At 41.4% G+C, this 13,330-nt stretch carries 9 protein-coding genes and 1 pseudogene; 6 read left to right on the top strand and 4 right to left on the bottom strand.

Features of this window, described 5'->3' with window-relative positions; genetic code table 11:
* Positions 1–112 precede the first annotated feature (112 nt).
* Positions 113–1,090, top strand: a pseudogene (locus Q1V93_RS07705) (CTP synthase); the annotation flags it as partial.
* Between the two features lie 89 nt (positions 1,091–1,179).
* Entirely contained in the window at positions 1,180–3,141 is a 1,962-nt protein-coding gene (gene yidC / locus Q1V93_RS07700) for a membrane protein insertase YidC (protein WP_300663426.1), read from the top strand.
* 140 nt (positions 3,142–3,281) lie between these two features.
* On the opposite strand, the gene Q1V93_RS07695 is transcribed toward yidC, so the two are convergent.
* The 3 genes from Q1V93_RS07695 to Q1V93_RS07685 all read right to left on the bottom strand — a co-directional run bounded on the left by Q1V93_RS07695 (position 3,282) and on the right by Q1V93_RS07685 (position 6,785).
* Positions 3,282–4,547 (bottom strand): hypothetical protein, encoded by a 1,266-nt coding sequence (locus Q1V93_RS07695; protein ID WP_300663423.1) that lies wholly within the window; start codon positions 4,545–4,547, stop codon positions 3,282–3,284.
* Between the two features lie 123 nt (positions 4,548–4,670).
* Positions 4,671–5,150 carry a nuclear transport factor 2 family protein gene (locus Q1V93_RS07690; RefSeq protein ID WP_300663421.1) on the bottom strand — a complete coding sequence of 160 codons (480 nt, stop codon included), beginning with the start codon at positions 5,148–5,150 and terminating at the stop codon, positions 4,671–4,673.
* Positions 5,151–5,210: 60 nt separating this feature from the next.
* A complete protein-coding gene (locus Q1V93_RS07685; protein ID WP_300663419.1) occupies positions 5,211–6,785 on the bottom strand; it encodes a S8 family peptidase in 1,575 nt (524 codons plus the stop codon).
* A gap of 101 nt (positions 6,786–6,886) precedes the next feature.
* Between Q1V93_RS07685 and Q1V93_RS07680 the strand changes: the two genes are divergently transcribed.
* The 3 genes from Q1V93_RS07680 (at position 6,887) to Q1V93_RS07670 (ending at position 11,900) form a co-directional block, all read left to right on the top strand.
* The gene (locus tag Q1V93_RS07680) at positions 6,887–9,472 is read left to right on the top strand and encodes a S8/S53 family peptidase (protein WP_300663417.1); all 2,586 of its coding nucleotides are present in this window, start codon (positions 6,887–6,889) and stop codon (positions 9,470–9,472) included.
* Positions 9,473–9,509: 37 nt separating this feature from the next.
* Positions 9,510–10,136: a DUF5606 domain-containing protein gene (locus Q1V93_RS07675; protein ID WP_300663415.1), complete on the top strand. Its 627-nt coding sequence runs from the start codon at positions 9,510–9,512 to the stop codon at positions 10,134–10,136.
* A 69-nt stretch (positions 10,137–10,205) separates the two neighbouring features.
* On the top strand, positions 10,206–11,900 hold the full coding sequence (locus Q1V93_RS07670) for a M3 family oligoendopeptidase (protein WP_300663413.1): 1,695 nt from the start codon (positions 10,206–10,208) through the stop codon (positions 11,898–11,900).
* A gap of 99 nt (positions 11,901–11,999) precedes the next feature.
* Here Q1V93_RS07670 and Q1V93_RS07665 read toward each other — a convergent pair whose 3' ends face one another.
* The gene (locus Q1V93_RS07665; protein WP_300663411.1) at positions 12,000–12,389 is read right to left on the bottom strand and encodes an START-like domain-containing protein; all 390 of its coding nucleotides are present in this window, start codon (positions 12,387–12,389) and stop codon (positions 12,000–12,002) included.
* A 63-nt stretch (positions 12,390–12,452) separates the two neighbouring features.
* Between Q1V93_RS07665 and Q1V93_RS07660 the strand changes: the two genes are divergently transcribed.
* Positions 12,453–13,202, top strand: coding sequence for an isoprenylcysteine carboxylmethyltransferase family protein (locus Q1V93_RS07660; protein ID WP_300663409.1), 750 nt, complete (start codon positions 12,453–12,455; stop codon positions 13,200–13,202).
* The last annotated feature ends 128 nt before the right edge of the window (positions 13,203–13,330 follow it).

Genomic DNA, 13,330 nt, shown 5'->3' with positions numbered 1-13,330 from the left:
ACCCAAAAACGAAAGAAGAGTACGCACTTGCCCGCACTGAACGTAAGCAAGGTCATGGTTATGGGGGATTTGCTGTTTTTGCCACGCCAGATGTGACGCTTGAAGAGGAAGCAGAACTGAGCATGAACTGGATTTAACGATCCGCAAGAAAATTGCGAAGTTCTGTAATGTAAGCATGAATGCGGTAATCGAGTCACGCGATGCCGAATCCATTTACGACGTTCCGCTTTTAATGCAGGCCGAAGAATTGGATAAAGTCGTTTTGGAGAAATTGGGATTGCCGTCTAAAAACTCTCCGGAGCTTTCAAAATGGAAGGAATTCCTGACGCGTCTGAAGAACCCGAAACAAGAAGTAAACATCGGTTTGGTTGGTAAATATGTAGAGTTGAAAGATTCTTACAAATCGATTTCCGAAGCATTTATTCATGGTGGTGTTGCAAATGAAGCACGCGTGAATGTAAAATGGATTCACTCCGAGTCATTGACAAAACAAAATATTGAATCCGAACTGGCAGGTTTGGATGGAATTCTGGTTGCTCCTGGTTTTGGTTCCAGAGGAATCAGCGGAAAGATCGAAGCCGTTCGTTTTGCACGTGAAAACAAGGTTCCGTTCTTCGGAATCTGTTTGGGAATGCAGTGTGCGGTGATCGAATTCGCAAGACACGTCCTGGATTACGAAGACGCGCATACAACAGAAATTGCGGAAGATTCAAAATATCCGGTAATCTCCATGATGGCAGAGCAAAAAAGTATTTCAAACATGGGAGGAACCATGCGTTTGGGATCTTACAAATGTCAATTGAAACCAAATACAAAAGTTGCAACAGCTTACAATACCGAATCAATTGAAGAAAGACACCGTCATCGTTACGAGTTTAACAATGATTACCTGGAAGCTTTTGAAAAAGCGGGAATGATCGCAACCGGAAAAAACCCTGAAACCGGATTGGTTGAAGTAGTTGAAATTCCGGATCATCCTTGGTTTGTCGGAGCACAATATCACCCGGAATACAAAAGTACGGTGGATAATCCGCATCCTTTATTTGTTGCTTTTGTGAAAGCAGCGATTGAGAATCAGAAAAGTCACTGACCTCGACGAGAACAAGCGGTAACGAATAATGAGAGATTAAACAGAGATCTGCCGCAGCAGATTGAGAATAAATAAAATAACAAACACGAATGGATAGGAATACAGTTATTGGTCTTACGCTTATTGGTGCTTTATTGGTAGTGTTCACATACATGAGCCAGCCAAGTGAAAAAGAAATCAAGGCATCAAAAGAGAAAGAGCAAAAAGAATTAGCGCAACAAGCAAAGAAAGACGCAGATTCACTTGAAAAAGCTAACAAGGACAAACCGGTTCTTGTTGCAAAAAAAGATAAAGACGGAAATCAAATCAAAGACGATAAAGGTCGTTTGGTTTACGTGAATCAAAAAACGAAGCAGGATACAATGATTGCTCCGCGCGTTAAAGTACCTTCCAATGTACTTGTGAAAGGCGAAATTATTCGTTTGGAATCTGAAAAACTGATCGTTGATTTCTCTACGAAAGGTGGAATTGTTTCAGCAGTACAGTTGAAAGAATACGAATCGTATGTGAACTTTGCTAAAAAGGACGGAAAAATCACTCCGCTTTATTTGTTTAAGGATGGTGATCAGAAAAATCAGCTGATCTTCAATGTAGACGGTAAAAAGTATGCAACAGGAAACAAAGCGTTTGAAGTCGTTTCGAAAACAAAACACAAAGTTGTTTTCAGACATGATGTAGCAGATGGTTCTATCGAATACACCTATACGTTAAAAGGCGGATACGATTTAGGATATACCATTGCATTCAAAGATTTGTCCGGGAAAGTATTACCGAATTCCGTCTTGTTGGATTGGCAAATGGAAATGCTTCGTTCTGAAAGATTGCTTTCCGAGCAACGAAAAGTTTCTACGATTTGTTACGAATCTGCCGACGGAAAACTGGATTGGAACAGTGAAGTTGCCGATGCATACAAAACTGCTGAAACAGATATGAAATGGGTGGCTTACAAACAAAGCTACTTCTCCTCTATCCTGGATGCAGACAACGGATTCAAACAAAACGGAACCAAGTTCACATCTACAAATTACAAAGAAGGTTCTCCGCAATACTTCACACATATCCGTAAGTATCAATCAAAACTGAACCTGGGACTTCAGTCCGTAAAAGACGGGCAAGTGAGCTTTAGCTGGTATTTCGGACCGAATGATTACAACACACTTGCAACATATAAGAAAGATTACGACGATATTTTGAACCTTGGTTGGGGAGTATTCCGCTGGATCAACTTGTATGCTGTTCAGCCGGTATTCGAATTTTTCATGAGTTTCGGAATGAATGCCGGAATCGCTATTTTGTTATTGACAATCATTTTGAAATTGGTTTTGATGCCGGTTCAATGGAAAATGTTCGTGTCTTCGGCAAAAATGAAGATCTTGAAACCTCAGATCGATGAAATCAATGCAAAATACCCGAAGAAAGAAGATGCGATGAAAAAGCAGATGGATATGATGGCTTTGTATCGGGCTTCAGGAGCTTCACCACTTGCAGGTTGTGTTCCGATGCTCTTCCAGATGCCGATTCTATTGGCGGTATTCCGCTTCTTCCCGGCTACATTTACATTGAGACAAAGAGGATTCCTTTGGGCAGAAGATTTGTCATCCTTCGATTCTATCTGGGATTTCGGAACATACATTCCATTGTATGGTAACCACATTTCCCTGTTTACGCTTTTAATGGCTGTCACAACTTTGGCTTATACGCATTTGAACTCGTCAAACATGACGCAGCAGCAACAGCCTGGAATGCCGAACATGAAAATCATTATGTACATGTTCCCGATTATGATGATCTTCTTCTTCAATAACTACTCTTCAGGTTTGAGTTATTATTACTTCATCTCTACTTTAATGACAATCATCCTGATGTTTGTGATCAAGAAATTCTTCGTGGATGAAGAGAAACTGAAGGCTAAAATGGCAGAAGCACAAACAAACTCCGCGAATAAAAAAGGTGGTGCGGCTCCAAAGAAAAAATCCAGTTTCATGCAGCGCTTAGACGATTTACAACGTCAGCAGCAAGAGCAGGCAAAGAACAGAACTAAAAAGAAATAAAATCAAAAAAGCGAGATACTTCATCTCGCTTTTTTGATTTAAAATAAGTCCATAAAAAACGCCCTGACATTTATCGTCAGGGCGTTTTTATTTGTATTTACTTGTTGTTTTGAGCGGAGTCGAAGACAGCAAGTGCGGGTTTATCTTCTCTGCATTCTTCCACCTCCGCCACCGCCGTTTGCCGGTCTGCTGATCTCTCTGCCTGGAGTTGGTTGTCTGAAAACCGGAGCCTGCTCTCTCTGTTGAGGCATCGGCTGAATACGTTCAGGATTTCGTTGTTCAACAGGTCTTGGTTGCGGATCTACACGCGGAACCCGTTCCATCGGTCTTTGCTGTGGATTAGCTACCGGAGCCGGAGTTCTTCCCCCCGGATCTGTTGTCCGGATATTTCCGTCATTCGTTCTGCCACCATTCATGACTCCTCCATTGTTCGGATTAATCGGTCTCGGTGCTTGTTGTTCTCTGACAACCGGAGTTCTTTGTTCCGGATTTGTATTGGTTACCGTTGGGCGCACAACTCCCGGATCTTTTCTCATTTCATCCGTTCTTCCGAGTGGCTGTGGTTTTGTTTCATTACCGATTGTTCCTGTTTTATTAGGATTTACCCTACCCTGCGATCCGTTAGCGGACGATTGACCGGTTACAACTCTGTTTTTATATGCCACACGTTGCGGCTCTGTTCGTCCTTTTACATACGCACTATTCGTGCTGTTGTTTTTATAGATGTTGTGAGCATACGGAACATGGTAGAAATTAGTATAAGAACACCAACCGTGATAATGATACACACGCTGATAATATACGTTCCAGTAAAGTGGTCTCCACGGTCTCCACCAGACAGGATAATAATCCCAGTAATACGGTGAATACCACGGACTGTGCCAGGGATCATAAATGTATTGAACACAAGGCCAGCCCCAAACATTCACAAAAACGAAAACCGGAGGTGCTGAAGAATAAGCAGAAGGTCCTGTTTGTTTTACAGCTTGTTCTTCCGTTGGTTCCATGATCTTCTCTTCACCATATAAGGTTTCGTTCCCGATAATTTGTAACTGAGCTTCGGAATTGGATCGTTTTTCAATAACGATTGCAGCGACATCCTGGTTTTCTTTGCTGTTTACAGGAATTTGCAACAAGATAGCGTGATTATCGCCTTCTTTTTTATCGATCACACGAATGTAATCAATTGCATTATCTCCATTCAAATCCAGGTTGTTCACCGCATTGGATTCGGTATTAAGCTTCTTTTCAAATTCTTCTAATGTGGAAGATTGTTTAAAGAGTTGGAGAGCTCCCTGTAAATCAAAGTTGTCTCCAGGCATTCCGGTACTGTCACTGTCCTGCGCGAATGTGTTGAGTGTTGGTCCTGCCAACATGATCAACCCCAAAAAAATCAACTTTTTCATATCTGGTATTTTTAACTACCAAATAAGTTACAAAATCTATACCAGACCCCCTAACCATTAACGATTATTATGATAATCAGATTCTCCGTTTTGTCCTGTCAAGTGTCTCCCGATGCATTTATTTCACTTTGCTTCGCGCAATTTAATAAAGTCCTGGATCTTATCATTTTCGATCAACACAGCCAGGTTATACTGAACCAGTTTCCAGTCCTTTCCTGTTTTTACCAATACTCCGCTTCCCCTGCAATCTTTCATCCAGGTATTGATCTTTTCGTCGAACCAGGCCGTTTTGCCATCTTTGGAAATTTCAATGTGGCGTTCAATCTTCCGGAAATCCCAACCCTTTCCCTGGTCGAAATAAGGTTTACAAAACGCGCCGAATGCTACTTTATCCCATCTTTCAGCAGGATCGGTCCCAAGGAAAATAAAGTTATCGGCCATCAAGCCAAAATAATTTGCATAGTTTCCTTCGGCAGCTGCTTTGTGCCAATTGTCGATTAAGGAATCGATCGTTTCTGTTTCCGTGGGTTTTTGAAAAGTTGTGAACCCGGAAACGATGATCAATCCGGTCAATAAAGCAAAGAATCGTTTAATTGTTTTCATAGGCAAAAAAAATACCGTCCCGGCTAAGCCAGAACGGTACTAAATATACAGATTTGAAAATTACTTTTTCACTTTCGCCTGACACATTTTCACTGCAGCAGCTACATCAATCACTCCTCCGGTTGTGGATAATTTTCCAAAATCAACAGACTCTCCTGTTCCCGGAGAAGGAATCATTGTTCCTTTGTATTGTTTCGCAGATGCCAACATGATGTCTCTGATTTCTTTCATAGACAAGGTCGGGAAGTAAGACTTCAACAAAGCAGCTACTCCTGAAACCATCGGTGCAGCCATAGAAGTTCCCTGAAGAATTTTATAGTCGCTTTGAGGCACTGTGTTGTAGATTTCGAACCCAGGAGCAAAAACATTTACCTGACGGGAACTGAAGTTTGAGAAATCAGCAGCCAGGTGTTTTTTATCTCTCGTAGAAGCTCCGATACACAAATACATATCCAATGGTTTTGCCTGGAATGAGTATTCATTTGTAGGGAAGTTCGGGTTTTCATCCAGGTTCACTCCGTCATTTCCTGCAGCGTGAATCAACAAAACTCCTTTTGAATCTGCGTAAGCCATTGCGTCATACACTTCTTTCTGGTGTTTTGAGTATGCTTTTCCGAAAGACATGTTAATAACAGAAGCTCCGTTATCAACTGCGTAACGGATTGCCAAAGCAATGTCCTTATCCTGCTCGTCACCGTTCGGAACAGCACGCAAAGACATTAATTTTACATTTTCAGCAACTCCGTCGCCACCCAGCTCATTCATTCTTACAGCTCCGATGATTCCACCGACGTGCGTTCCGTGAAGTGCATCAGGTCCTTCTACATCGTTGTTACCGTATCGAACATCATTAAAATCATCCGGATTATCTCCGATCAATTGACGATCGTTGTAATCCATATTCAACTGGTAATTGGCACTTGCATTGAAATGATCCAAAGCTTCCTTGATGTTCTCTTCAGACAACTGACCGTTTGCAATGTACACACCGATTTGTTTCAATTGCAAATCCTGTTGAGATTCAGGTTTCATTTTCTGAACATCTTCTTCTGTGAAGTTTGGTCCTAATTTCTCAATCAATTTCGCTTTCAATGTCGGAAGCATTTGTTCCAACTGCGTATATTGCTCCAATGCCTGAAGGTTTTGATTGCGCTCGTCTTCGATTGACTTCAACAATTCTTTGTACTTCGCGTAATCAGCTTTGTCTGCACTGGAAATATCCGATTCGGATTTCCCCTTGAATTTCGCATCTAATTCTGCACAAATTCTGGTTTTCTCCAAACGCGCATAATTTTGGTTTTCTCCACCCGGGCTTCCAAGGAAATTCCAACCATGAACATCATCGATATAACCGTTTTTATCGTCATCAATTCCATTGTTTGGAATCTCATCTTCATTTGTCCAGATTTTTCCTTGCAAGTCTTTGTGCTCTACATCAATTCCAGAGTCAATAACTGCAACTATTACGGTTGTAGACTTTTGCTTCTTCAAAGCAGAATAAGCCTTTTCAGTGTTCATCCCTGGTGTAGCTCCGTTATACCAGTTCTTGATTTCTTCTACTTTCTGACCGTAAATAAAATTCATTACACCTACAGAAAACAAGGCAAATGACAACGTGAGAATTCTTTTCTTCATGTCTATAAGTTCTTTTTTTGAGAGGAATACACTTCCATTTAAACAAATATCTTAATTTGCATCAGATAATTGTTATCATACTTTATTAAAGGTTTAAAAAAATGTTCATAGGAAAACTACGACAACAAGCGGTGAAGGTAACTAAAATATTACTGATAGCAGGATTAATTACAATCAATTCATTAACAAGTTTTGCCCAAACCGATAATTTCAAATTCAGGAAATTATTAGCCGAACAACCGAACGTTTCAATGGCATTTGCAGTTACCAATTCAGGGAATTTGGACCGTTTATTAGCAACGAAAGAGATCTCTGTCAAACAAGTAACGCGTGAGTGGATTTACATCCAGGCACAACCTGTTTGGATTGAACAGGCGGTGAAATCAAAAATCATCGAATCATTCTACCTGGAATTGTCGCTCCCAAAAGCTTTGAACGATTCCACCTTGGTAAAACACTATGTAAAACCGGTTCATCAGGGAGTTGGTCTACAAATGCCTTTTACGGGAAAAGATGTGATTGTGGCTTTTGTTGATCAGGGATTGGATTACAATCATCCGGATTTCAGAGATCAAAACGGAAATACACGCGTACTTTATTATTGGGATCATAGCCTGCCTTTTGATCCTGTTCGAACGCCGCAACCATACGGATACGGGCAATTGTGGGATGCAAACGATATCCAGTCCGGAAACTGTGGCAGTATGGAAGAAGCTTCTGCTCACGGAACTTCAGTGACAGGAGCCGGAGTCTCAAACGGATTGGCAAACGGGCAGGAAAAAGGAATGGCTCCGGATGCCAAAATCATTGTAATCGAAACCAATTTCAATTTGCCAAACTGGACGTTAACCGTTGCGGACGCCTGTGATTTTGTCTTCAAAAAAGCAGAAGCATTGGGATTACCGGCTGTTGTAAACCTTTCAGTCGGTTCTTATTTGGGCAGCCACGACGGAACGGATCCTGCGGCGGTTTTGATGGATAATTTACTGGATGAAAAAGATGGACGGATCATCGTTTGCGCAGCAGGAAATTCCGGAACCTGGGGAAAATACCATGTTCATGGAGAGGTCGATTCGGACACTTCTTTTGTGTGGGTAAAACCAAATCCGTCAAGTCAGCTGGGGCCAAATACGGTTTACCTGGATCTTTGGACTGATTTAACGGATGCTACCTGGAATTATGCCTGGGCGGCGAATTTGGGAAGCGGAACATTTCAGGAACGCGCACAAACGATTTACAGAGCCGCAAACTCAGGTGTCGGAAGCGTTATTCGCGATACCTTATGGAACGGAAGTAACCGCATTGCAACCATGGAAATCTATCCCGAAATTGTAGGCCCGAATTTACACCTGGAATGCTATTTAAATCACGTCGATTCTGCAAGTTATCTCTACGCCTTTAAAACTAAAGGAAGCGGTAACTATGATGCGTGGAGTGGTTCAGCGGCAATTTCACTCAATGATATGCTAACGACCGGACTTCCGACAACAGCTGTTTATCCGAATATTCAGCATTACAACATGCCGGATTCACTTCAAACCCTGGTTTCTTCCTGGAACTGTTCTCCGAAAGTGGTTACAGTTGGAAATATCCGGAACCGATACAGTCATGTGGACAAAAACGGAAACACTTATTTACCGAATCCTCCGAATTATGTGTCCGTGGGGCAATTAACTCCTGCTTCGGCAAAAGGACCAACAAGACATGGAAACATCAAGCCGGATGTGGTAGCTTGCGGAGATATTTCTTTAAGCGCCGGACCTTATTGGTTATTGAACGATCCGGGTTACAATACAGCGATGTCAATTGACGGATTGCATGTGCGGAATGGCGGAACTTCAATGGCTTCTCCGGTAGTAGCCGGAATCGCAGCACTTTATTTACAGAAATGCAGCAAAGGAAACTATCAAAGCTTCCTGGATGCCATCCGTTCCACAGCTTTCACTGATGTCTTTACCGGAACAATCCCGAATAATGCATACGGTTACGGAAAAATTCACGCATTGCATATGATGCAGCAATCCAACTTTACCAACACAATTACAGCCGATACATTTTTCTGTCCGGGAGACAGCGCAGTTTCAACGGCATCCATTGCAAATTATGATATCCGCTGGATGAACGGAGATACGACGTATAAATCGGCTTTAACAACTTCCGGAGAGGTCTATTTTATGGCTTACGACCAAAACGGATGCGTTTCTTTCTCGGACACGATTACTGTTTTGGCAGCTTCTGCCCCGCCCGCTCCGGTTATTTATGTCAATGGAACCTTGCTTTCCACAGATCCGTATCCAAGCTTGCAGTGGTATGAAAACGGGGTAGCGATTCCGGGAGCGACGAATGCGAGTTATACCATCACACTTCCTTCTACTTCTTTCTTTACCGTGTCGAGAACAAGTACGGATGGCTGTGAAGTTTTTTCACAACCCTATAATCCTTCTTTAGGAATAGAGGAATTGGCAAATCAAATGCATGTTTATCCGAATCCGACGCATGGAAATGTAACAATCGATACCTCCCTCCCGATCAGCGATGTGCAGGTGCTTGATGTTCAGGGAAGAACAGTAAAAAAAATAACAGACGGCAAACACGAGATCTCAGTTTCTGAGCTTGAATCAGGTACTTATTACCTGGTTATTCACACGGATGTTCAATACTTTCAGGTGAAAATAGTGAAGAATTAAAAAGAAGCTGTATTTTTGGCTCAAATAAATTAATCGAATGAATTTAACAGGTATCATTGCTATTTCAGGAAAGTCGGGACTTTATAGAGTTTTGGCACAAGGTAAAAACAACATCATCGTAGAATCATTGGAAGATAAAAAACGCGTTCCTGCGTATGCTTCAGACAGAATTTCTGCTTTGGATGATATTTCTATCTACACCTATGATGAGGACAAACCGTTAAAAGAAATCTTCATTTCGATTTTTGAAAAAGAAAGCGGTAAAGAAACAATCTCTCATAAAGAAGATCAAAGTAAGTTGAAAGGTTACTTGTTGGAGATTTTGCCAAATTTCGACCAGGAACGTGTTTACGCTTCTGACATCAAGAAAATCTTCCAATGGTATAACTTATTGTTGAAAGCGGGAGCTTTGGTGATCGAAGAGGTAAAAGAAGAAGCTGAAGAAGCACCGAAAGAAAAGAAAGCAAAAGCTAGTGCAGCAAAAGACGATGCGGAAGCAGCTCCTGCAAAGGAGAAAAAAGCACCGGCTAAAAAAGCGGCGGCTCCAAAGGCTGCAACTGCTAAAACTCCTGCAGCAAAGGCTCCGGCGGCGAAAGCATCAGCTAAAACTACCAGCGCGAAGAAAGTGGCAGCTCCTAAAACAGGATCTTCAAGAGGAAAATAAAAATTCTAAATATGTTGTAAAAAGTCGGGGTAAAAAATTTTTCGCCCCGACTTTTTTTATTTTTGTATTATGAGAAAATTTGTAGCTGCCGACTTCCAGTGTGAAAGTTGGAATTCCGTTGAAACATATCTTTCAGATCTTCAAAACCGGGATATTTCCGGTAAAGAAGCATTTAAGCAATGGTTGCTGGATAAGAGTGAGCTGGAAGCGGTTCTGGAAGAAAACATGGCCTGGCGTTATATCAAAATGACGATTAATACACTGGATGAAAAACTGACAGAAGCTTACCAGTTTTTCGTAACGGAGATTCAGCCGAATTTGGCTCCGTTCGAAGATTCATTGAATCAAAAAATGATGGCTTCTCCATGGATTGATGAGTTATCTAAAGATAAAGCCTATTCCATCTACTTCAGAGGAGTCAAATCTGCGTTGGAATTGTTTCGGGAAGAAAACATTGCCCTTGAAACAGAGATTAACACCTTGAGTCAGCAATTCGGAGCTATTTCCGGAAAGCAGATGATTTCATACCAGGGCAAAGAACTGACGATGCCCCAGGCTGCAAATTACCTGAAAGATCCGAATGAAGCGATCCGGAAAGAAGTTTATGACCTGATCGTTTCCCGCAGATTACAGGACAGAGAAGCTTTGGACGAGTTGTTTGATCAATTGATCAGGCTTCGGAATCAGGTTGCGTTGAATGCGGGTTGTTCGGATTACAGGGAATACAAATTCAAAGCCTTGGGCCGTTTTGATTATACGGTAGAAGACTGCCTTGCTTTTCATGATGCCATTGAGCGTTTGATTGTTCCGATCGTGAAACAACTGACGGAAAAGAAAATACAGAAATTATCCAAAACAAAGCTGAAACCGTGGGATCTGGAAGTGGACCCGGATGGATTGGCTCCTTTGAAACCATTTACAAACGGCGAAGAATTGCTGGATAAATCCATTGCTGTTTTCCAAAAATTGGACACTTATTTCGGAGACTGTCTGAAAACAATGAAAAGCGGCGGCTTTTTGGATTTGGATTCAAAAGCAGGAAAAGCTCCGGGAGGTTACAACTACCCGCTTTACGAATCCGGAATTCCGTTTATTTTCATGAATGCGGCAGGAGCTCAAAGAGATTTGACAACGATGGTTCACGAAGGTGGACATGCTGTTCATTCCTTCTTAAGCAAAGATCTGGAGTTAACAGGCTTTAAATCCTTACCTTCTGAAGTGGCTGAATTGGCTTCCATGTCGATGGAATTACTAACCATGGAACTTTGGTCTGAGTTTTACAGCAATGAAAATGATTTGAAGCGTGCAAAACTGGAACAAATCGAATCAGTCGTAAAAGTATTGCCGTGGATTGCACAAATTGATGCATTCCAGCATTGGATTTATACAAACCCAACTCATACAAAAGAAGAGAGAACGCAGGAATGGCTGAATCTGAGCAAACGTTTTGGAACCGGATTGGTCGACTATGACGGATATGAAACTGTTCTGGAAAGTTCGTGGCAAAAGCAATTGCATTTGTTCGAAGTTCCGTTCTACTATGTCGAGTACGGAATTGCTCAATTGGGAGCTCTGGGAGTTTGGAATAATTACAAAAAGAATCCGCAAAAAGCATTGACAGATTATAAGAATGCGCTTTCATTAGGATACACAAAATCCATCCCTGAAATTTATGAGACTGCAGGGTTGAAATTTGATTTCTCTCAGTCAGCATTGGAAGATATCAGCAAAAACTTACTGAATTCGATTAATGAATTGAATTAAAAAAAAATCAAGAACTATGTGTTCTATGTGAACTATTGTGGTTTAATTATTGAACCACATAGCAGCATAGGGCACATAGAATGATGCGGTAATTTTAGATCATGCTCCGATTACTCTTCTCAAATCACTGATCTGAGATTCCCAAAGACGCACAATTTCATCCTTTTCCGTTCTTTCCGCAAAGTCGGAAACAGTCAGGATTACGACTTTCGTCATCGGGTCGATCGTGTATTTCATTTCGAAAAATGTTTCCAGATCGTCTTCCTCGTCATACAACCATTGCCATTTAATGGATTCTCCTGCTTTTTTTGAAATCAAACGTGCTTTTTCTTCACTTCCATCCCAATGAAAGGTATACAAGTCATCTTTCACAATCACATCATCTGCAAACCACTCGCTTAATCCGTCTGGTGTGGACAATAGTTTATCCAGGACCTTAGGTGAGGTTTTTAGTACATATTCTAACTCGAATGGTTCCTTTTTTGTCATAGTAGTTTAATAATGTTAACTTCGCGCCGAAAAATCATTTTCGAAATATACACATTTCTTTTCATGGCATTAGTACATTCATTTGAAAAAAACGGAAACAAGCTCTTCAAATACAGAGGACAAATTCCGGTAATTTTATTCGTTTTAGCAGTTCCCGTGATTTACTTCACGGATGTTCAGTGTATTATGGACAACGATCAGTGGTTCTACATCTGTACGGGAGCAGCAATCGCTATGTCGGTTTTGGGACAAGTCATCCGCGCAATTGCTATCGGGACAAGTAATAAGAATACTTCAGGAAGAAATACTCAGGAGCAGGTTGCAGAAGCCTTAAATACGAAAGGAATCTACTCTACTGTTCGCCATCCGCTTTATTTGGGGAATTACTTTATGTGGATCGGGATTGTATGCTTCACATTCAACATTTACTTCATTGTGATCGTGAGCTTGCTGTTCTGGATTTACTACGAGCGAATCATGTTTGCAGAAGAACGTTTCCTGGAGCGTAAATTCGGAGAAAGCTATGTTACCTGGTCAAACAGCGTACCTGCATTCTGGCCGAGTTGGAAGAATTACATCAAAGGAGACATTCCTTTTTCAATGAAAACAATTCTGAGAAGAGAATATTCCGGAATCTCCGCAACGGTATTAGGCTTTGTTTTTGTAGCTGGAATCCGTGAGTTTTTTACGACAAAAACGATTGCAAACCCATTTGTTTACATTTATTGGATTGCAGGAGCAATTTTATTCAGCCTGATTTTCAAGTTCCTAAAGCATCGAACAAAAGTTTTATACGAAGAAGACCGTTCATAGGCTTGCACAAAAGAAAAATGTAACTATCTTTGCACCGCCTTTCAGGAAAAGGTAAGAAGATGGCGAGATAGCTCAGTTGGTTAGAGCGCAGGATTCATAACCCTGAGGTCCCGAGTTCAACTCTCGGT

The organism is Fluviicola sp. (assembly GCF_030151805.1).
Taxonomy (GTDB): Bacteria; Bacteroidota; Bacteroidia; order Flavobacteriales_D; family Crocinitomicaceae; genus Fluviicola.
The sequence above is the reverse complement of the archived record's forward strand: the minus strand, read 5'-3'. Positions and strand labels throughout refer to the sequence as shown.